Raw genomic sequence first — 20,700 nt, 5'->3', positions numbered from 1 at the left:
TGTTGGTTTACCTGAATTCTACGGGTATTTATCCCGTATTCCCCATTTCCATGGTTTCCTCGTAGATTAGATAGTTATTTTTACCCTGCTTTTTGATCTGATACATCGTGATATCAGCCGCTTTTATAAGCGCGCTTAGTTCATGGCCATGGCTAGGCGCTAATGCAATGCCTATGCTGGCACCGACTCGAACGGTCTTGCCTAAACTAACTTCAATCTCTTTTTCGAGTAGTTTTAATATTTTTTGCGCTACGACGGAAGATTCCTCTTCTAAACAGTCAGCTTCACCGGCTAAAAATATTAAAAATTCATCGCCACCCCAGCGTGAGAGTAAGTCTGATTTGCGTAAAGCTGAGCTAAATCGGTTGGAAACTTCTTTGAGTACATGGTCGCCTGCATCGTGACCATAATTGTCATTTATAGGTTTAAAATGATCGAGGTCGATCAGCATAACTGCGTGATGACTATTAGGTTGTTCCATCAAAGATTCTTTAATCAGGCGTTTGCAGCCCCGACGATTCAATAAACCTGTTAGCGTATCAACTTCTGATTCGTATCGGGCTTTAAGTTCTCGGTGTACACGTTCTGATATGTCATAGATTACAAGCTCTAATAGCACTTCACCGCTTTCATCTAGCACTTGTGAGAGTATGCAGTGCAAGTGGCGATCAGTTTCTCCTTCGATTTTGAGGCTTAAGTCTATAGAGACGGGGTTTATAGACGTTAGTGATTTCTGAATGGCTTGTGCTAAATGTTGCCTTTCTTCAAACAATTCAATCAGCTTTCGTGTTTGGTTTTCTGAGAAATACTGGCAAGCTGTCTCACCGACTATGCTAGCAAAGGCAGGGTTATGCATCAGCAATTGGCCATCCATATTGACCAGAGCTATGCCTACTCGGGCATTATCAAACAAGAGACGGAATTTTTGCTCTAGTTTCTGGACCTCATCGAATAACTGATTTTTTTGCTGGATAGTTTCCTGCATCTCTTGTAGCAGGTTGTTACTGTCGTTTACCAGTAACCCTATTTCATCTTGATCGTGCCCAGTTGGTGTAACGACTCGTTGGCTAGTTCCAGGTTTTATGACGTGGAGCTGTTGAGCAATCTTTTTGAGAGGGGCTGCCAAAAGCCTATTGACCAGCATAATCACGAGTAAAACTACGAAGATGGAGTTAACGCCAAATATGATGATATGTGACAGCGCACGATTTTGGGCTGTTGATTCAATAAGCCCTTGATTTGGAATTAAAGTCAATTTGCCTATCGGAAGTTGGGGGGTAAAAGGGTCGCTTAGTTTCAAAATTACCAATCGTGCATCAGGGCCTATGGTAATATCGCCAGCTGTTAGCAGCATGCCTACATCGCTATGTAAAATAACGCCAGAAACGTTGTCATTGATGATAAGGCCATTGGTTATTTCTGTTCCAAGCTCTTCATTTTCAAGATAAACAGCAACTTTGGCGCTTTGCTCGACTGTTTTGACGAGTTGTTGCAAGCTTTTGTGGATTTCATCGAGTTCTTCTTTGTAAGAGAGTTGGAAAAGCACTACCGCAGAGATCAATAGAAATATGCAGGCAAAAAAAGCAATGGATATGCCTGTTCTTATAGAGAGCTTTGTATTGAGTGAATTACTCAACATGCGCTATGACCTTAACCGAATCCACTAGCTCTGATTTGTCGATATACCCTATGGCAGTAGTGTCTTTCATTATTGTTGCTATAACTTCCTGTGATGATTCTACTGGCTGAGGCGGTGTCGCTCGACCTGCGAATATAAGTCTAGCCCAGTATGCATTGATTTGGGGGAGTGTTTTGCCTGTCAGGCCTTTATAAAACTTAGCCCTGTGATCCGAATCTGTAGGCATATCAAGCGTTGATGCTTTTCCCCCATTAGGGAAATGCTGTACGCGTCCCATGTATAGGTCAATCACTTGTTTTTTACTCAATCTATCTACTTCACTTTCAGGGTGAGAAATCACAATCATTTCAGCTGATGCGTTAAGGGTTATTATTAACGAGGAGAGGAGGACCATTAGATACTTCATCGTCTCCACCTCAGAACAAAAAGTTCACGTTGATTGAGAAGGTATCTATGGTTTCATCAGTAGTATTTGATGAATCCTTGCCCCATAAGCCAGCACCATAAGGCTTAATCCAGGTTCTATCCCATTGAACCTTTATAGCAGTGTTGTGGAATGCGTCCCAGCGCACACCTAAACCGAGAGATTTTTGATCTACTCCGTTCTGATTGTAGATATCCTGCACTACATTTCTTAAATCGACTAAACTTTGAGGTGCGAAATTAGGCGTTGCAGCAACTTGATTTATATCGTCTGAATTTTCAGTGATAGCACCTAGCCCATATACAGTGTACTCACCAATTCTTCTGCCTACACTTAAATAACCACTGCGGAATGAAGTGAACAAAGAGTCTTCGGTTTTGACTTGGTTAATCTCGGTTTGGATTACCCATTGGTTATTATCGTAAGTTAGGCCTAGGGTATAGTAATCAAATTTTTTACCTTCTAAATTTAGATCATCTGCTACGGTCGCTGCTTCGGGCCAGAAAGGAGTGCTGCCATCTAGTGCTTGAATTAAAGGGTTATAAAAATCCACAGGATCACTAAGTTCTATATGAGCGTAGCCCAATCTAAATTTCCAATAATCACTTTCCCAAAGTAAGCTGGTTGCTATTGCAGGTGAAACCTCAAGAGTAACATCTTCATTAATAAAATCGTTTTGGGTTGTACCTAAGGTTAAACGAGCTTGAAAAAAGGAATCTTCCAATAGGGTTGAGTAGGTAATATCTGCCCCATCAATATAATCAAAGGCTAGAGGGCTATAGAACTCAATCGGCGGGCGGGCCCAAAGATAGGCGTAACCTACATTTCTATATTCCGAGAGCATAAAGACATCCACCCCGAGTCTACCCACTCGGTAGCTAAAGGGGTTGTCAGGACTTGGGTGATAGCGTAGGTAGGCCCACTCAATACTATTTTCTAAACTTTGATCAATCCTATTTTTATAAACCATTTGGGCTGAAGCGCTCCATTGGTCGTTGAAGGTGTGATCGACTTGCAGTCCTAAGGTTGTGTCTGATTCAAATGACCAAGAATCAGAATCTTCGGCAGTACGAGCAAGGTTGCGTCTAAAGTTTAAATCGTCTCCTGAATTGCTTTTAACCAGCCCTATGGTTGAAAAACCACGGACCGTGGTTTTTTCCGCGTAGAGCGAAGTGGGTTGAAACAGAAAAAAAAGTGAGGAGAAAATCAAATAAATCTGTTTCATATTCATCGGGTTACCTTGCCACAACATCGAGCCCAATTTATTGAAATATTATGAATATCTACATTAGGGCTTTCTGCGTAATTAGTTGCAGTAATATTAATAAGTTAGCTGAATTCTGAGCTAGAGCAATAAAAGTTGATGTTGATGCTCCAGCGTTTGATCTGTTATAGAATTGCGCCATCAAGAATATAGGGTAAGGCGAAGCACTTGAATCAGAGTAAAAAACAGCTCAGGTCTTTATTGGAAGGCTGTCGACTTTCGGATCGTTTTCGTTTGAAGAGCCGTATTGAACGACTTAAAAATGATGACCAGGAAAGAGCTGCTAAATTGGTCGATGATCTTGTGGCTTCGTGTGAATGGGTTGAGAGTCGAAAGCAGTTAAATACGGATATCTCTTACCCCGATCTTCCTATCAGCAGCCGCCGCGAAGAGATCAGTAAAGCGATCGTAGAGAATCAGGTGGTTGTTTTAGCGGGGGAAACTGGATCAGGTAAAACTACACAGCTGCCCAAGATTTGTTTAGATCTCGGATTGGGTTGTAAAGGTTTGATTGGTCATACTCAGCCCCGCCGTTTGGCTGCACGAACTGTAGCTAGCCGTATAGCTGAGGAGCTACAAACTTCCTTGGGTGAAAGAGTCGGCTACCAAGTTCGTTTCCATGATCAGGTGGGTGAAAATACTCAGGTCAAGTTAATGACTGACGGTATTCTGCTAGGTGAAACGCGTCATGATCGTTTCCTTGAGCAGTATGAAGTACTAATTATCGATGAGGCGCATGAGCGCAGCTTGAATATCGATTTCCTACTTGGCTATATAAAACGTATTCTTCCGAAACGTCCCGATCTTAAGGTAATAATTACCTCTGCCACGATTGATCTAGAGCGTTTCTCTAAGCATTTTAATGATGCACCTATCATCGAGGTGTCGGGGCGAACTTACCCCGTAGAGGTTTTATATCGTCCGCTTCATGAGTTTGAAGCTGAAGATGAAAAAGCCTTAGACCTTCAACAAGGTGTTATGGCTGCAGTTGAAGAGCTACTAGATAATGAGCGCAAGCAAGGCAAGGGGCCGCAGGGTGATGTATTAATCTTTCTGCCCGGTGAGCGAGAAATACGTGAAACGGCTGAAGTTCTTAGACGAGCTGAATTAAAGCATACTGAAGTGCTTCCATTATATGCGCGACTTTCTTTAGCTGAACAAAATAGGGTGTTTCAACGCTCAGGTAAGACAGCAGCAACTCGATTAATATTATCTACCAACGTTGCAGAAACTTCCCTAACAGTGCCCGGTATCAAGTATGTGGTTGATACCGGCTTGGCTAGGATTAGTCGATATAGTTACCGCTCTAAGGTTCAAAGGCTTCCAATTGAAGCTGTATCTCAAGCGAGTGCTAATCAGCGAGCGGGTCGTTGTGGACGTATCTCTGAAGGTACTTGTATACGTTTATATTCCGAAGAAGATTTTAATGCACGGCCCGAGTTTACAGATGCTGAAATCCGCAGAACTAATCTGGCTGCAGTTATCCTTCAGATGTTATCTCTTAAGCTCGGAGATATATCTGAATTTCCTTTTGTTGATGCGCCAGATAATCGTTATATCAATGATGGTTTTAAACTGCTGCAAGAGCTTGGTGCGGTAGATGCTAAACGTAATATCACACGTGTAGGTTGGCAGTTATCAAAATTACCTATCGATCCACGTTTAGGGCGGATGGTTATCGAGGCTGCGAGAAACAAGTGCTTGCGTGAAGTCCTCATCATCGTGAGTGCTTTATGCATTCAAGATCCTCGCGAAAGACCTCAAGAGAAACGTCAAGCCAGCGATGAAAAGCATCGACAGTATGCGCACGAAGAATCAGACTTTTTATCCTTTGTGAATTTATGGGATCACTATGAAGAGCAAAGGCAAGAATTAAGTCAAAATCAATTGCGGAAGTATTGTGCAAAACAGTTTCTATCGTATATGCGCATGCGTGAATGGCGTGATACTCACCGTCAATTGCATCTAATCTGTAAAGAGCTTAAACAACAAGATGATAAGTTTGTTGAAAGGGAGCAAGAAGCCTCATACGAAGCTATTCATCGTTCCCTTTTGGCTGGCTTGTTAAGCCATATGGGCTTTAAGCAGGAGAAAAAAGAATATCTTGGGGCGCGTAACCGACGTTTTCTATTATTCCCGGGTTCCGTTGTATATAAGAAAGCTCCGAAATGGATTATTGCTGCCGAATTAGTCGAGACCAGTCAGTTATATGCACGTTGTATAGCAAGGATAGACCCTACATGGGCAGAAAAATTAGCGCCGAATTTAATTAAGAAAAATTACAGTGAGCCTCATTGGGAGAAAAAACGGGCAGAGGTCGTTGCGATAGAGCAGATCACGCTGTACGGCTTGATTATCGTGCCTAAGCGTAAAGTTAGTTATGGGAAAATTGACCCTCTCGTCGCTCATGAAATCTTTATCAGGCAGGCGTTGGTAGAAGGAGAACTCAATTCCCAAGCAACTTTTATCAAGAAAAATCGCGCTTTGTTACAGGGGATTGAAAAGTTAGAAGCTAAATCTCGTAGAAAGGATTTACTTGTCGATGAAGAGCAGCTTTATGAGTTCTACCGACTTCGTCTGCAGTCACTTAAGGCTGAGTATATTGTTAATGGGGCCGCTTTTGAAAAGTGGCGCAAGACAATTGAGCTTGAAACACCTGATGCATTGCATATGCAAGAAGAGGATATTCTGCAACGGTCTGCTGATCATGTTTCCGTAGTCGCTTATCCGGACTTTTTTAGATGGGATGCAGCAAAGTTAAAGTTATTCTATAACTTCTCGCCAGGCGCTAAAGATGACGGTGTGACACTTCAGGTTCCATTACCATTGTTGAATACGATCCCATTACAACAGATGGAATGGCTTGTGCCAGGGATGCTTGAGGAAAAGTGTTCTGCAATATTGAAAGGCTTACCGAAACAACAGCGTAAGCACTTTGTGCCAGTGCCAAACTATGTCGAAGCATTTATAAACGCAGTTGAATTCGGGGTAGGGAATTTATACGAGGTCTTTGCTCATCAGTTGCTTCGTATGACCGGGATTAGAATACGAGAATCTGATCTAAGGCAGAGTTCGCTTCTTGATCATCTATCCATGAATATTCGGCTAGTAGATGAAAAAGGAAGACTGCTTGGTGAATCTAGATGCTGGGACGTTTTGAATGATCAATTCGCGTCGCAAATAAATGAAAGGCTTACTGAAAAATCTGATATTGAATGGGGACGCGAAGGCTTAACTGGGTGGGACTTTGGGTCCCTAGAAGAAAGCTGCAGAATTAACAAATATGCTGGTGTTGAGGTAGAGGCTTACCCTGCATTGGAAGATGCCGGTGAATTTGTAACCCTATGCTTAAAATCTCATAAAGATGAAGCTGTCCAAATTAGTCGATCAGGGATCACGCGTTTAGCTCTTCTTTCGATGAAAGAGCAGGTTCGTAATCTTAAAAAGGTGTTGAAGAAGGATCAGATAACTCAAAGTGTACTACTAAGCGGTGGTTTATATACACCTACGCAATTAGAACAAGAGATTATTTGGCAAACCTGTGCTTCGATTCTATTGCCCGAGCATGGTGTTATAAGAGATCAAAAAGAATTTGAGCAAGCTGTCTTAAAGTGCAAAAGCGAAATTATACCAACCGGGGAGAAGCTGTTAGGGAATGTTCTCGAGCTTTGTCAAACCTATAACCGCATCCAGAAACAACTCAAAGGGAAAGTGCAGTTAAATGAGGTTCCGGTTTTAAACGATGTTAAGCAGCAGCTAGCTCAATTGATGTACAAAGGTTTTATTAAGCGTGAATCAGTTCACGTGTTGAAACAGTATCCAAGATATTTAAAGGGAATTGAAATTCGGCTTGAGAAGTTTAGACGTAATCTAAGGCAAGAATGCCTGCAAAGTGATCAATTACAACAATGTTTTACTCAATACCAGAAGAGATATGAAAAACATTGCTCTCAAGGTGTTTATGATCAGGAATTGGTAAACTATCGCTGGATGATAGAAGAGCTTCGCGTCTCACTTTTTGCCCAACAGTTGGGTACCGCGACGACGGTTTCTGAAAAACGCCTCAAACAACAGTGGGCCAAAGTGGTCAGTTGATGTAGATCAATAAATTTAGGGAGTAATACTTTTGTTGGGTGTTAACAGTTAAATAAATGCTCCAACAAAGGTTGCAGAAGCCTTTTTGGTATGTTGTAATGCCCGAAATTTATTTCTAAGAACCTGCTAAGGCCTTGTTAAATGGAGTTAATTCCCTGTCATAGGTACTAAAGCAGGAGAGAGATAGGGCAGAAGTTAAAGTTTTTTGTAGTTCTGCCGAGACAAGTTTTAGAAGAAAAATGTGTTTCACCTGTTTGAAATATATTTTTTTTATAGTATTTTCATAGCGTAATAGCGTGTTAAATGCGTTATGCTAGAAAAATTAAAAAATTCACTACTAGTATGTTGAATATTATTGAAGGGGAAATGTTGATGAAAAAGTCACTGATTGCTCTGGCTGTTGCCGGTGCTATGACTGCACCAATGATCGCACAGGCTGACGCTACGCTATACGGTTCTTTCCGTATTGGTCTACAAAAAGTAGACAACGGCGACACTGGTGTTGACGATCAGTCTTCTCGTGTTGGTATCAAAGGTGATGTTGACCTAGGTCTTGACGGCACTAAAGGTATCTTCCACTGGGAAGCTCAAGCTAACAATGCACAGGGTGTTGACCAGAGCCGTGCTCTAAGCACTCGTCTACAGTACATTGGTGCTCAAGGCGATTGGGGTAAGGCATTAATTGGTAAGCAATACCACCCGCACTACCTACTAATCAGCGGTCCAACTAACATCTTTAACCCAGGTGACGGCGGTTACGGTGAGCGTTTCAACCTAGGTAACTCTGCACTGGGTAAAACTGGTCATTTCATGAAGCGTACAGAAAGCACTATTGCTTACTACTCTCCTAAAATGAATGGTTTCCAGGTTATCGGTGGCGTTGTAATGGCTACAGATAACGATGATAACAACAATTCTGTTGACGAAACTGCTGATGCGATCAACATTGCAGGTACTTACTCTGCTAATGGCGTAACAGTTTCTGCTTCTTACGGTACTATCGAAACTGCAAACACTCCAGGTGCTGAAATGCAGACTGATGTTTGGGGTCTTGCAGGTAAGTATCAGCTAGATGCTCTAGAGCTGATGGCTAAGTACGAAGACAAAGAAACTGAAACTGGTTCTACAGAAAACTCTGATGAGCGTGTTTGGGAACTAGCTGCTCGTTACACTATGGGTGCTACTTCTGTATACGGTCGTTACGCTGATTACGAAGATAAAGTAGGTAATACTGATCTAGAGCAGTGGGGCCTAGGTGTTCAACAGAAGCTAGGTAAAGGTCGTGTATTCGCTGAGTACATCGACAACGATTCTGACGACACTAACGAAGACCGCGCAGTACTAGGTTACCGCGTAGACTTCTAAGTCGACATTTCCTTACGGAAATATAGAAAAAGGCTTCCTTCGGGAAGCCTTTTTTCGTTTATGAAGCAAATTAAACTAAGCATCTCATAATTAAGCCTTTTTCCTATTTTTCTTCTGAGGATTTCTCAGCTAGAATACCCACTTATTTATTGGGTAAAGTGAAAGGATCCTGAATGAAAACCAAATTTCGCAGTTTGTTAGCGGCAGGTGCTGTTTCTTTGGCATTGACGCAGCCTGTTATGGCGGAAGAGGTCAATGTAGACCCTTGGGAAGGTTTTAACCGGGCTATGTTTAGTTTCAATGATGGCCTAGACACTTATGCCCTAAAACCAGTAACAAAAGGTTACAAGGCAGTTATGCCTGACGTGGCTGAAACTGGTGTAAATAACTTTTTTGAAAACCTTGCAGATGTAGGTACTTTTTTTAATAGCCTGCTTCAAGGAAAATTTGATAATGCCACCCAAGACTTTGCTCGAGTAGCGTTTAACTCTACGTTTGGTCTAGCAGGTTTGATTGATGTTGCGACACCTATGGGCATTGAAAAACATGATGAAGATTTTGGTCAAACGCTAGGTTATTGGGGTGTGAATAGTGGCCCTTACCTTGTAGTTCCTTTCTTCGGTCCAATGACTGTTCGTGATGGCGTAGGTAAATTTCCAGATGCTCTAGTGGATCCTGTGTATCACTTGGATGATACTGGTGCACGTAATGCACTTTATGTTACCCGTGTAATTGATACGCGTGCGCAGCTGTTAGAAAGTGAAAAGCTTATCTCTGGTGATAAATACATTTTCATACGAGATGCTTATCTGCAAAAAAGAGCTTTCGATATTGCCGATGGTGATACCGAAAACTACGACGATAACAACTTCTAAAATAGAAGTTTAATGTATAGATGAAAGCCTCAATTATCTTCGATGTAATTGGGGCTTTTTTTATTAGTCGTGATACCTGTTACTAAAAATCTATTGCAAGTTAAGTCATCTGGATTTAACGTGGTTTCTCATGGATTCTAGCCCAAGCTGCAAGGCCTGAAATATGAGGCAAGCATATCAAACCATTCTATTAGTTGATCATGTTGCAGAAGCAATTGATTCGATCGTTGACGCCTGCGATCAGCTAGATCTCCCGCCTGTAAAAATTTCTACAGCTTTTAGTAGTGATTACGCATTAGAATTATTAGAAGAGCACAGTTTCTCTTTAGTGATTGTTGGTGTGAGTGAGCGTTTAAAGTTGGTTGATCTTCAGCATTTAGCGACGTCACAAGCCCCGAAACCAATCCTTGCATTATTGCCTGATAGTGAAGGGGATCAGGTGATGATCGCGCTGAGGAAGGGAGCTAGCAATGTATTCTTGCAGTCTGAAGTAGTCGAGCAAGGTTCGGCTTTCTCGCTAGCAATTAGAGCCTTGCTTAATCAGGCTGATTTGATCGAGCAAAACCTGCATTACCGAGAAGAGTTAGAGAAAAGCTTAGCTGAGCTTAAAACGGATCAGCAGGCGGCTCATCAGATACAAAAAAATATGTTGCCAGCAACTGATGTGCAGTTGGGGGCGGTTCGTGCTCGTTACCTGTTAATCCCATCTTTATATCTGAGCGGTGATTTTATTGATGCTGTTAAGGTCGATGATAAATTAACCTTGTTTTACTTAGCCGATGTCTCTGGTCACGGGGCTTCTTCTGCGCTTGTAACTGTTCTTCTGAAGAATATGACAAACCGACTGCTGAGAAACTATCGGCGACAATCGAGCTTTGATATTTTATCGCCAAAGGATGTACTCCATCGAATTAATATCGAATTGCTTGATACAGGATTGGGTAAGCACTTGAGTATGTTTATAGGTTTGTACAATGAGGCTGAGGCTAGTTTAAGCTACGCTGTAGGTGGGCATCATCCTATGCCAATATTACATGATCAAGATGGTTGTCGATTCCTTGATGGAAGAGGCATGCCTGTGGGGCTTTTTCATGAGCCTCTATATGACGAGCGTAAGCTTCAACTGCATGCGGAATTTGAAATCACCTTATTCTCTGATGGTATATTTGAAGTGTTGGAAGAGCCCAATATGGAGGCAAAAGAACAGCGCCTTATTGATGCAGTTTCTGGTACTAAAGGTGGGGGGCCGAACAGTATTCGAGATGCTTTACTTCCTAGTACTATTGATGCAGCTCCGGATGATATCGCAATTATGACGATTTGCAGGCAGTAATCATGCAAGAAGGATTAATATATTCAGCCTTGGTTGAGGGGCGGTTTGTCCTTAAGTTCGTCGGAGATGTTCGACTGACCTTATGTGCGACTTTAGATTGCCATTTAGAACAGTCTTTAGCTGACCCAACAGTTACAGAGGTTTTGATCGATCTGACTCAAGCGGAAGGGATAGATAGTACTTCTTTGGGGTTGATTGCGAAATTAGCGATCAAGGCTGAATATGCTGGATTGGATAAGCCTGCTCTAGTCTCAACTAACTCAGATATAACAAGAATCCTGTACACCATGGGGTTTGATCATATTTTTGTTCTGTTAGAAGAGCTCCCGCCTTGTGTTGAAGATCTTAAAGAGCTGCCGCTCGTACAGGAATCTGTTGCCGAAATGCAGGAGAGAATCATTGCTGCGCACCGTATTCTTATGGATCTGAACGAAGCAAATAGAGAGGCTTTCCAAGATCTCGTCAATACGCTCGAATCAGTTAAAGATTAAGCTACTTTACTAAGTAAGTTATAAACAGCTTCTGTGGATAACTTTGTTAGTTGTTTATGGTTAAGTAGCTATAGGCCCCGTCAAACTTAGCTATTCAGCAAATTGCGCGAAAATAATACAGGGATAAAAGTCTTTATTTTTCAGTGCGTTAAAATTTATTTTGGATGGTTTTTGTCAAGCTTTTTTTAAAAAAAATTGTCCAGAGAGACAAAAACCTTCCTGCAATTATTGGATAAAGCTTTTAAAGGCCTCTTGAGTTTCAGGAGAGGCTTGTTGATATAAGCTTTTCAACAAAATTAACTTCATTTGTTCATCAGTCACTTTATCTCCTTTTACAACAGAGGGTGTTTCAATGACTGAAACATGCTGGGTAGCACTGTTGTTTGATCTATTAAAATCAGCTAGCTCTCTCTCAAAATCTATCCCTAAACGGAAGCCTTTCAGTGGTAGTAGTTCTGCGTTAAATTGAATTGGCTTTTGGTCGCTTTCAAGTTTCCAGTTAAGCTCGCGGTTGAAATGCTCTAACTGCCTTGTAGTTATGATCTCAGGTGCTTTGAGTGTGATTGATTGTTTCTCTGAACTAAATAAAAGAACACTTGGGTGGCTGTGCTCTAATTCATAATCACTTCCATTTCTGATCTCTGCTGTGTAGGAAACAAGAAGTTGGTTATTCCCGTCGGGTAGGTTTAAAGATCGATCGTTGGAAAAAAAAGAGGATATACTTTCGCTGCCGTTAATCGCGTGAACTTTAATGCCTTCACCCAATATTAACTGGTTATCTGCCATTACATGAGGTGCTGAAATCAGTGTCACCAGCAAAGCTAGTTTTTTCATGAGGTTCTCCAGAAGGTAAGAATGGCTCAACAGGCTTGAAGGGGAGGACCTATTGAGCCACCGTTTAGCAATTAGAACTTGATTTGCATGCCTGCAAGAACGTCGATTTCAGAATCAACGCTAGCATCGTCAAAACTTGCTTTAGCTACTTCGGCGAAGACTGATACGTTCTTCTGTGACGGGAACTTATATGTCACGTTGGTGTACCAAGAGCTTGCATCCTGGTTGTCTGCATCAGAATCTACATTCACGTAACCTAGCGCAACTCGAGTAGTGTCTAGAGGCTGGAAGATAGCGACCAAGTTACTGATATCTGCATCAGCTGTCGCTGGGTTGCCATAGTCAGTAGAACTGAAATCTGTTCCAAACGTTGCAAAGCCAGCATTAAATTTGGCACTAACCCCCCAAGTGTCATCTGAATAGGTAGAGCCGCTAGCTTGATGAGTTTGGTATGCCGCGGCTAGAGATAGCTCGGAAAGTTTAGTGCTAACAAACAGATCAGTTGCTTCACCATCTTCGCTGGCATTGCCGTCTGATGCTATTTCGTGAGACATAACTACAGTGGCATTATCAAAGCTTGCTTCTAGACGGATAAGGTCGTCGCCTGAGCTTTTAACTACATCAAACTGATCTTCATCAAGGATCGTTTCATAAGCCGCTTCCACACCAAACTCGTCACCGGCTGTATTGGTTTTACCAACTTTTAACTTCAAATTGCTGTATTGAAGCCCTAGGTAAGCTTCTTCCAATTTGCTATCGCTTGCACTGGAATCGTCGGCCGAACCGTTAAAGGAGAAGTCTAGTTGGCCGAAGGCTTTTAGATCGTTGCCTAAATCGTAAATGATTGTGTTCTTCAGCTCTAAATCATCAAACTCTACGTCAAAATCATTGGCTTTTTTGTAGTCGTCACGTAATTGAAGTTGCCAATCGCCTTTAAGTTTATAAGTTAAACCGTCAGCGCTATAGATTGTTGCTGCCATAGACGTGCTGGTAGCGAGTGTTGCGGTAATAGCTACAGATAAAGCTAGTTTTTTCATGTTTGCCTCTTTTGTATTTTTTAGAACCTCTCGCTCAGGTTTGTGTAGAGCATAGAGGGAAGCTTTGTATTTCAGTCAGTGGCTATTTGACTCAGGACAACTGGGACATCAGTTGTGAAATCCTAAGTGCTAAAAAGCCAACTTAGAGTTTTAAAAAGTCAAAACCGTGCTGCAAAATGGCATTCAGTTTGGGGATTGCAGACACAGTTATCCGCTATTCCTCCTTTGGATTAGTTGAAGTTGAGTAGGATGGGATCGCAGGAATTTACAGCTTGACTAGTAAATTCCTGCTTCTATTGATTAGTGGGTAGGGCTAGCCTTCACCCTCAGAGATCGCAGCTTCGCAACCTGGGTTCTTGCTGGATTTAGTTCTCTTTCTCCAGGCTTCGATGATTGGAGGTAGAACTAGAATTACAACTGCTGTAATGACGATGCTCAGTGTGAGTGGTCGCTCCCAAAGGAAGGCAAAGCTGCCGTCAGAGATGGTTAAAGCACGGCTTAAGTTGTTTTCCATCAAACCGCCTAAGATAAAACCAAGCAGCATAGGGGCCATTGGAAACTCAAGCAGTTTTAGGAATATGGCTATGATCGTAATGATCGCCATCATATGAATATCAAAGCTATTAAAGCTTACGAGATAAACACCAGTGATCGAGAAGAAAAGGATCAATGGGATTAAGATCGGTCTAGGGATAACTAGTAGTCTAGAGATATATGGAATCAACGGCAGATTAAGAATCAGCAGTACCAAGTTACCAAAGTACATCGAAATGATGACGGACCAAAATACATCTGGGTTATCTAGAAATAATCGAGGGCCGGGCTGAATACCATAAGCAATCAATGCCCCAAGCATAATTGCAGTTGTACCTGAACCAGGAATACCAAGTGTCAGAAGTGGTACGAATGAACCTGTAGATGCTGCATTGTTTGCAGATTCAGGTGCTGCTAAACCACGTAAAGCGCCTTTACCAAATTTTAGTTTCTCTTTTGCTGATGCAAGGTTACGTTCAAGACCATAAGCAAGGAACGAAGCGATAGTTGCACCAGCTCCCGGTAGAATCCCAATTAGGAAACCAAAAAAGGAGGAGCGACCAATGGTAGGAGCAACGTGCTTAACTTCTTCTTTACTTAGCTTCATGCTGCCTAGTTGGCTCATATCCATAGGCGCTTCTTTCTCATTATGCTGACCTTTAAGCACAGTCATGACTACCTCAGTTAAAGCAAAGGTTGCCATAGCTAAAAGCAAGAAGCTGATACCATCGATCAAGTCGACACTGCCAAACGTAAATCGAGTTGTACCAGATGTTACATCTGTCCCTACAGTAGCAATCATCAGGCCTAATACGGTCATGATTAGCGCTTTGATCACTTGGCCTTTACCAGAGAATGCTGCTACAGCAGTTAAGCCGAGAATCATAAGGGCAAAGTAATCGCTCGATTGGAAACTCAACGAAACAGAGGCTAATGCTGGTGCTGCAAATAGAAGTACAAGCGCACCAATAGTGCCTCCAGTAAATGATGAATATGCTGCAAGCGCTAAAGCTTTGCCTGCCTGTTTTTGTTGAGCAAGCGGGTAGCCATCAAAAGAGGTTACAACCGTACTCGCACATCCAGGAGCGTTGATCAAAATCGAGGAGGTCGAGCCGCCAAAGACCGCACCATAATAAACCCCAGCCATCAAAATAATGCCGGAAGATGGATCTAGTCCGTAAGTGATTGGGATCATCAGGGCTACGGCTGAGATAGGACCTAAACCCGGTAACATCCCGATAAATGTACCTGCAAAGCAGCCAACAACGACCATTAATAGGTTAAAAGGCATCACCGCAGTGGTAAGGCCGGTAAAAATTCCGTCTAACATGAGATCAGCCTCCAAAAATTATAGTTAACGCTTTACCTGGAGCCAGATAAATATCGAGTAGTTGTGTCAATGCAAACCATAGAAAAATGGCAAAAGGCACCGATGCAATAAATAGGGTCTTGGGTCTTCTTTCGCCTAATAGCCAGTAACCACCGACTAAAAAGAAAATGGTAGAAATCAAGAAACCAAGCCATTCAAGTGTTAACGCAAAAAGTACAACGAGCAGTAATAGTTTGATTACTAATGGGAAGTCATACCCTTTAAGAACTAACTTTTGGTCATCGCTAGATTTGGTTGTAGCCAGCAGTAAGATGGATAGTACGCCACCTACTATTGCCAAAGCATTAGGAATTGTTTGTGCGTGGAACGGTTCGAATTCATCACCAGGCAGTAAAGGGATCTGAGTTGCATAGTAGCCGTAAGCTACAGATAAACTGAGAAATACCAGACCACCAATATGATCTTTGCATAAGGTCATGAGATCCTCCTGCTATGGCAGAGGCCATAACTGTCTATTAAAAAAACCGAGGGCCAGTCGACAGAGGCCAAAGGGCAAAGCCCTCGGTAAAGAAGGCCTGACTTAATCGAAGTCAGGGATATTGCTGCGAAATGAGAGTGTGTTTACTTAAGGAATCCAAGTTCGCGCATGAGAGCACCAACTTCTTTTTCCTGAGTTTCTAGGAATGAGATAAATTCAGGGCCTGGTTTGAAAATCTCTGTCCAGCCATTACGTGAACGGACAGTTTCCCACTCAGGTGTTTCGTACATTTTTTCTAGAGATTCAATAAACTCAGCTTGTTGCGCTTCGCTTGTACCTGGAGCCGCGAAGAAACCACGCCAGTTTACAAATGTAGTGTCATAGCCAAGTTCTTTTAGCGTTGGTACGTCTGGCGCAGCTTCATTTCGTTCGCTACCTGTCATGACCAGAATGCGTACTTCGCCTGCTTCAGCTAGGGCTAGCGCTTCACTGAAACCAGTTGATAGAAGTTGTGTTTCTCCTGAAAGAAGGCCGGCCATTGCTTTTCCGCCAGCATCGTAAGCGACATAGCGAACCTGACGTGCATCGCCGCCTGTTGCTTTAAATGCCATGGCTGCGACTAGGTGATCCATGCTGCCACGAGCGGAACCCCCAGCAATCTTAATTGAGCGCGGGTTAACTTTGTAATCAGCAACAACCTGCTGAAAGTCGGTGTATTTGGAATCTTTCTTAACTACAAAGGCACCGTAATCACCAATAGTTGCAGCGATTGGTGTTAGGTCACGGAATGATTGAGGGAATACTTTGGATAGTGAGCGAATCACGATAGGTGTCGAGTTCACCATCAAGGTGTCTTGTTTTTGTTCAGCTGTCTCGATCAAGTGAGCAATGGCTTTACCGCCGCCACCACCAGACATGTTTTCGTAGGAGATCGTATCAACAATACCTGCTTTAGATAGGGCTTCACCTGTGCCGCGGGCTGTTGAATCCCAACCACCGCCAGCGCCACCAGGAATTAGAAAGTGAATGCTTTCCATCGCTTGAGCTTGGTAGGAAACACCTGCGGTCATGCATGTAGTTAATACGGCCGCCATCAGAGTTTTTTTGCTTTTAACTTTACCGAACATCGAGATCACCTCGTATTTATTTTTGTGATGCCTACAAAGTAGTGAGGTTTATTCGGCAAATGAAGCTTATGAAATTAAAGGCTTTTTAAACCTTAAAAATCATTTTGTTCATAATGTTTACGGGGCTTTTTAATCGAGGTTAGCTAAGCTTTAGAGTATCTAATGATTAGGATATTTAGCGAGTTCACTGAATGAGTTTGGATATAAAAGTACTGCACAGGTTAAAGCTAAAGAGCCGTATGATCCTGATTTTAGGGCTCATGGCGCTTGTGCAGACCGGGTTTATCGGTGTTTTTGCGGTCCATTATCTACATAAATCGTTAGATGAACAGATTGGTCAAAGAGCGTTAGATGTTGCTAAAACGATTGCTGTTGCTCCACAGATAATCGATGCAGTGCAAAGGAGGGATAGCCAATATTTGCAGCCTTTAAGTTTACGATTGGCAGAAGAAACCCAAGCTCGCTTTGTTGTGATTGGGGATAAGCAGGGGATCCGCTTAGCACATCCAAGAACAGAAAAAATTGGTCGGCCAATGTCGGATGACGAAGGTGATGATAATGCACCGGCGTTGGTTGCTGGTCAGGGCTACCTTTCCAAAGCTTTGGGTAGTATGGGTTGGTCTATGCGAGGGAAAGCGCCGATCTTTTCAAATGAGGGTGAGGTTATAGGTCTGGTGTCGGTTGGTTATCATCTTGATCAGGTCGAAAATATTATTGAAGAGTATCGAATTACGCTGATTGTTGTTATTGGGGCCTCATTTTTATTGAGCGCAATGATTGCGGTTTGGTTTGCTAATCACTTTAAACGAGCCATTTTTGGTTTGGAACCTGAGCAGATAGCTCGTTTATTTGATGAGCAAAGAGCGACATTAGAATCGGTGCGTGAAGGGATAATCGCTATCAATAACGATGGACGGATCACAACCTTTAATCGAACTGCTGTTGAAACTCTGGGGTTAGCGGATTATGCAGAGCTGGCTGGGCGTCACATATCAGACGTTTTACCCGACAGTACAATGCTAGAGGTACTAAAAACGGGACAGCCGCAATTTGATGAGGAGGTATGGCTCTACGGTCATAACCTGATTGCGAACCGTCTGCCTTTAAAACAAGGTGATCAGATCACTGGAGTAGTCTCAAGTTTTAGACGTAAAGACGAATTAGCGATGGTGAGTAAAAAATTAACGCGGATACAGCAATACGCAGACAGTTTACGCAGCCAGTCTCATGAATATTCTAATAAGCTCCATACTATTGCAGGTTTAATTCAGATAGGGGCGACTGACGAGGCTCAAGCGCTTATAGGACAAGAGGCGCAAAGTCATCAAGAGTTGATCACGCTATTACGTGAAGCGGTCTCTGATCCTGTATTGGCGGGGTGTTTGTTAGGTAAATATAACCGAGCTAAAGAGATGGGGCTTCATCTCATTATTGATCCAGATAGCAGGATGTTATCGCTACCAGACAAACTCCCTAGAGAGCACTTAGTCAGCATTATTGGCAACTTAATCGATAATGCACTTGAAGCCACATGGGAGCATACGGGTTTAGGCGGAGAAGTTGCGCTTAGTATGTTGGATCTGGGTACAGATCTAATTTTTGAGATTGAAGATCAAGGTCCGGGGGTAAAAGAAGGAGATCAAGAGAAAATCTTTGAAAAAGGATATACAAGTAAAGCTAAAGATGGGCACGGCATTGGGCTACACCTAGTTAAACAGCTTTTAGAAAATTTAAATGGCACAGTGACCTGTGAACTAGGAGAAAAAGGGGGGAGTCGATTTATCGTCTATATCCCCAAAGCTCAGGGGTGAGGCTTATTCGTAGGTATATAAAAAATGAGTATTGTTAAAAATTGATACTCAATGAAATAAAACTCAATTAACAAGTATAAAAAGATGAGTGATATTCGAGTTGTTATTGCAGAAGACGATCAGCAAATAGCTGAGATACAAAAAAGGTTTTTAGAGCGTATCTCTGGATTTGAGTTAGTTGGGATAGCTCACGGGCTGGAAGAAGCTGAAGACTTGGTTGAGGTTTTACAGCCAGAACTTTTATTACTTGATATCCAGTTTCCGACAGGAACCGGTTTAGACTTATTAAGGAAGCTGCGTTCAGGTAATCAGGGAACAGATGTCATTTTAATTACCGCTGCTAAAGAGGTGGAAACCCTACGCGAGGCACTGCGTGGAGGAGTATTTGATTACATATTAAAACCACTCGTTTTTGACCGGCTTCAAGAAACACTCGAAAACTATCAGCTGCATCTGAAGAAACTCCAAGCTATGGAGTTATTGGCTCAAAGTGATGTAGATACTGTGCTACCTAGGTCAAGTGGGCAAAGCTCAAGCGTTTCAACTGTTACAGGAGAGGTTCGTCTGCCAAAAGGCATTGATGGTATTACTCTAGATAAAGTGCGAAATGTTTTTTGTGCGGTAAATGCTCCGCTTAATGCTGAAGAAGTAGGGGAAGAAATCGGCGCAAGTCGAACTACTGCACGGCGGTACCTTGAGTTCTTAGTGAGTTCAAATGAACTTATGGCAGAAGTCAGCTATGGCAGTGTAGGGCGACCTGAAAGACGATATACCCAAATTAAGTAAGTGTTTAACGGTCAGATCGTTGCGAATGCTGATCTGATTAGGTTACTGTCGAAGATCTAAGTTAGGCAGCATTATTTTTCAGAATTTTCTGCCTTATTTCTCCTGATCAGAGGTTTTATGCTCTCTCGCAGACGCTTTTTACTGGGTTTACTTCCACTAGGTTTAGCTGGTTGTACAACTCATGATGCATTTCGAATCGCTACCAGTGTGGCAAGAGGCCAAAGTGTTGAAGGTGCACTTACCTCTCATGCTAAAAGTAAAGCGACGGGTTGGGTGACCAATCCTAAAGGTTTGGTTAATGACATTAAAAAGTTCTCTCAACTTATCAATAGCGTATGGGGAGAGGATGAAGCGCTGCAACCAACGCCAACGACCTATGTTAAATATACCGATAAGTACCTGAGTCGAGGAATCGTAGACTTCGAAAAAGGGCAAATTCGTGTCGAAACTTTAGACCAGAGCAAGCTACAAAGTGCGATAGTTACCTTGTTGTTATCGCCAGAAGATCCAACCCAAGTAGACCTTTATTCGGATGCCCCAGTCACATTGGGGGGAGAACCTTTTCTTTACCGGCAAATATTGGATTATGAAGGACAACCAGTAAGGTGGGGATGGCGCGCTGAACGTTATGCAAAATACCTTCTTACGAACTCATTGCAGAAACGCCAAGTAAAGACGGCTAATGGTGTTACAAAAACCGAGTATTTTGTTGAGCTTCCTTTGGTCGAAAAGCACCGTTTAAAAAGGCGCTACCGTTACGCAGCTTTGGTGGATAAGTATTCTCGGCAATACAATCTAAATCCTTCCTTAGTGTATGCGATCATTGAGACAGAAAGTCACTTTAATCCTTTTGCGGTCAGTCATGCTCCAGCTTATGGATTAATGCAGATCGTGCCAATAACGGCTGGACGAGATGCTCACCAAGAGATCTACGGTCGCGCCGGTACCCCTTCCAGAAATTATCTGTTCAATGTCGAGAATAACATCCGTATGGGCTGTGCTTATCTGCATATTCTGCAAACACGATATTTGGTTGAAATAAGGGATCCACAGAGCAAAGAGTTTTGCATAATTGCTGCGTATAACGGTGGTGTAGGTAATGTGCTTAGGAGCTTTTCTAGTGATCGTCGACAAGCCATTAGTACGATTAATCGATCATCGTCCTCCAGCGTGTGGCAGAGATTGCAGAGTCGCATGCCACTAGAAACACAGCGCTATTTGGTCAAAGTAACCAACGCTAAGCGCCGTTATGTATAAGAATCAAATGATTGGCATAT

The 20,700-nt window shown here is 42.5% G+C and carries 16 protein-coding genes; 8 read left to right on the top strand and 8 right to left on the bottom strand.

The features are described 5' to 3' along the window. Positions 1-28: 28 nt before the first annotated feature. Genes ACMXYV_RS11290 through ACMXYV_RS11280 form a run of 3 tightly spaced genes read right to left on the bottom strand, consistent with a single transcriptional unit; the run spans position 29 to position 3,294 of the window. Positions 29-1,639, bottom strand: coding sequence for a diguanylate cyclase domain-containing protein (locus ACMXYV_RS11290; RefSeq protein ID WP_415888595.1), 1,611 nt, complete (start codon positions 1,637-1,639; stop codon positions 29-31). Further along, positions 1,629-2,045: a hypothetical protein gene (locus tag ACMXYV_RS11285; RefSeq protein WP_415888594.1), complete on the bottom strand. Its 417-nt coding sequence runs from the start codon at positions 2,043-2,045 to the stop codon at positions 1,629-1,631. Before ACMXYV_RS11285 ends, ACMXYV_RS11290 begins: the two co-directional genes overlap by 11 nt. Positions 2,046-2,055: 10 nt before the next feature. Continuing rightward, the gene (locus ACMXYV_RS11280) at positions 2,056-3,294 is read right to left on the bottom strand and encodes a hypothetical protein (RefSeq protein ID WP_415888593.1); all 1,239 of its coding nucleotides are present in this window, start codon (positions 3,292-3,294) and stop codon (positions 2,056-2,058) included. Between the two features lie 201 nt (positions 3,295-3,495). Between ACMXYV_RS11280 and hrpA the strand changes: the two genes are divergently transcribed. The 5 genes from hrpA (at position 3,496) to ACMXYV_RS11255 (ending at position 11,486) form a co-directional block, all read left to right on the top strand. Further along, positions 3,496-7,422 (top strand): ATP-dependent RNA helicase HrpA, encoded by a 3,927-nt coding sequence (hrpA, locus tag ACMXYV_RS11275; RefSeq protein WP_415888592.1) that lies wholly within the window; start codon positions 3,496-3,498, stop codon positions 7,420-7,422. A 372-nt stretch (positions 7,423-7,794) separates the two neighbouring features. Further along, positions 7,795-8,787 (top strand): porin, encoded by a 993-nt coding sequence (locus ACMXYV_RS11270; RefSeq protein ID WP_415888591.1) that lies wholly within the window; start codon positions 7,795-7,797, stop codon positions 8,785-8,787. Between the two features lie 173 nt (positions 8,788-8,960). Further along, entirely contained in the window at positions 8,961-9,662 is a 702-nt protein-coding gene (locus ACMXYV_RS11265) for a VacJ family lipoprotein (RefSeq protein ID WP_415888590.1), read from the top strand. 163 nt (positions 9,663-9,825) lie between these two features. After that, the gene (locus ACMXYV_RS11260) at positions 9,826-10,995 is read left to right on the top strand and encodes a PP2C family protein-serine/threonine phosphatase (RefSeq protein WP_415888589.1); all 1,170 of its coding nucleotides are present in this window, start codon (positions 9,826-9,828) and stop codon (positions 10,993-10,995) included. Positions 10,996-10,997: 2 nt separating this feature from the next. Further along, entirely contained in the window at positions 10,998-11,486 is a 489-nt protein-coding gene (locus ACMXYV_RS11255; RefSeq protein WP_415888588.1) for an STAS domain-containing protein, read from the top strand. Between the two features lie 225 nt (positions 11,487-11,711). Here ACMXYV_RS11255 and ACMXYV_RS11250 read toward each other — a convergent pair whose 3' ends face one another. The 5 genes from ACMXYV_RS11250 to ACMXYV_RS11230 form a co-directional block, all read right to left on the bottom strand. Continuing rightward, positions 11,712-12,320 carry a DUF2057 family protein gene (locus tag ACMXYV_RS11250; protein ID WP_415888587.1) on the bottom strand — a complete coding sequence of 203 codons (609 nt, stop codon included), beginning with the start codon at positions 12,318-12,320 and terminating at the stop codon, positions 11,712-11,714. A 71-nt stretch (positions 12,321-12,391) separates the two neighbouring features. Continuing rightward, on the bottom strand, positions 12,392-13,357 hold the full coding sequence (locus tag ACMXYV_RS11245) for a porin (RefSeq protein ID WP_415888586.1): 966 nt from the start codon (positions 13,355-13,357) through the stop codon (positions 12,392-12,394). Positions 13,358-13,670: 313 nt separating this feature from the next. Further along, a complete protein-coding gene (locus tag ACMXYV_RS11240) occupies positions 13,671-15,221 on the bottom strand; it encodes a tripartite tricarboxylate transporter permease (RefSeq protein ID WP_415888585.1) in 1,551 nt (516 codons plus the stop codon). A gap of 4 nt (positions 15,222-15,225) precedes the next feature. After that, entirely contained in the window at positions 15,226-15,699 is a 474-nt protein-coding gene (locus ACMXYV_RS11235; RefSeq protein ID WP_415888584.1) for a tripartite tricarboxylate transporter TctB family protein, read from the bottom strand. 143 nt (positions 15,700-15,842) lie between these two features. Continuing rightward, complete coding sequence (locus tag ACMXYV_RS11230) at positions 15,843-16,826, bottom strand: tripartite tricarboxylate transporter substrate binding protein (RefSeq protein ID WP_415888583.1); 984 nt, start codon at positions 16,824-16,826, stop codon at positions 15,843-15,845. 239 nt (positions 16,827-17,065) lie between these two features. On the opposite strand from ACMXYV_RS11230, the gene ACMXYV_RS11225 reads away from it, so the two are divergent. From ACMXYV_RS11225 to ACMXYV_RS11215, 3 genes are all read left to right on the top strand, one after another. Then, a complete protein-coding gene (locus ACMXYV_RS11225) occupies positions 17,066-18,637 on the top strand; it encodes an ATP-binding protein (protein WP_415888582.1) in 1,572 nt (523 codons plus the stop codon). Positions 18,638-18,721: 84 nt separating this feature from the next. Beyond that, positions 18,722-19,423, top strand: a complete 702-nt coding sequence (locus ACMXYV_RS11220) for a response regulator (RefSeq protein WP_415888581.1) — start codon at positions 18,722-18,724, stop codon at positions 19,421-19,423. Positions 19,424-19,540: 117 nt separating this feature from the next. Next, positions 19,541-20,680 (top strand): murein transglycosylase domain-containing protein, encoded by a 1,140-nt coding sequence (locus tag ACMXYV_RS11215; RefSeq protein WP_415888580.1) that lies wholly within the window; start codon positions 19,541-19,543, stop codon positions 20,678-20,680. Positions 20,681-20,700: the final 20 nt, after the last annotated feature.

The sequence above is a fragment of the Neptuniibacter sp. SY11_33 genome (assembly GCF_047778025.1).
In the GTDB taxonomy this organism is placed as follows: Bacteria; Pseudomonadota; Gammaproteobacteria; order Pseudomonadales; family Balneatricaceae; genus Neptuniibacter.
Note: the sequence above shows the minus strand (reverse complement) of the source record. Positions and strands in the feature narration are given on the sequence as shown.

What these genes read in the sequence shown, in the direction of transcription:
- ACMXYV_RS11290 (WP_415888595.1), bottom strand. Translation starts at nt 1,639, where the DNA reads ATGTTGAGTAATTCACTCAATACAAAGCTCTCTATAAGAACAGGCATA.
- ACMXYV_RS11285 (WP_415888594.1), bottom strand. Translation starts at nt 2,045, where the DNA reads ATGAAGTATCTAATGGTCCTCCTCTCCTCGTTAATAATAACCCTTAAC.
- ACMXYV_RS11280 (WP_415888593.1), bottom strand. Translation starts at nt 3,294, where the DNA reads ATGAATATGAAACAGATTTATTTGATTTTCTCCTCACTTTTTTTTCTG.
- ACMXYV_RS11270 (WP_415888591.1), top strand. Translation starts at nt 7,795, where the DNA reads ATGAAAAAGTCACTGATTGCTCTGGCTGTTGCCGGTGCTATGACTGCA.
- ACMXYV_RS11265 (WP_415888590.1), top strand. Translation starts at nt 8,961, where the DNA reads ATGAAAACCAAATTTCGCAGTTTGTTAGCGGCAGGTGCTGTTTCTTTG.
- ACMXYV_RS11260 (WP_415888589.1), top strand. Translation starts at nt 9,826, where the DNA reads ATGAGGCAAGCATATCAAACCATTCTATTAGTTGATCATGTTGCAGAA.
- ACMXYV_RS11255 (WP_415888588.1), top strand. Translation starts at nt 10,998, where the DNA reads ATGCAAGAAGGATTAATATATTCAGCCTTGGTTGAGGGGCGGTTTGTC.
- ACMXYV_RS11250 (WP_415888587.1), bottom strand. Translation starts at nt 12,320, where the DNA reads ATGAAAAAACTAGCTTTGCTGGTGACACTGATTTCAGCACCTCATGTA.
- ACMXYV_RS11245 (WP_415888586.1), bottom strand. Translation starts at nt 13,357, where the DNA reads ATGAAAAAACTAGCTTTATCTGTAGCTATTACCGCAACACTCGCTACC.
- ACMXYV_RS11240 (WP_415888585.1), bottom strand. Translation starts at nt 15,221, where the DNA reads ATGTTAGACGGAATTTTTACCGGCCTTACCACTGCGGTGATGCCTTTT.
- ACMXYV_RS11235 (WP_415888584.1), bottom strand. Translation starts at nt 15,699, where the DNA reads ATGACCTTATGCAAAGATCATATTGGTGGTCTGGTATTTCTCAGTTTA.
- ACMXYV_RS11230 (WP_415888583.1), bottom strand. Translation starts at nt 16,826, where the DNA reads ATGTTCGGTAAAGTTAAAAGCAAAAAAACTCTGATGGCGGCCGTATTA.
- ACMXYV_RS11225 (WP_415888582.1), top strand. Translation starts at nt 17,066, where the DNA reads ATGATCCTGATTTTAGGGCTCATGGCGCTTGTGCAGACCGGGTTTATC.
- ACMXYV_RS11220 (WP_415888581.1), top strand. Translation starts at nt 18,722, where the DNA reads ATGAGTGATATTCGAGTTGTTATTGCAGAAGACGATCAGCAAATAGCT.
- ACMXYV_RS11215 (WP_415888580.1), top strand. Translation starts at nt 19,541, where the DNA reads ATGCTCTCTCGCAGACGCTTTTTACTGGGTTTACTTCCACTAGGTTTA.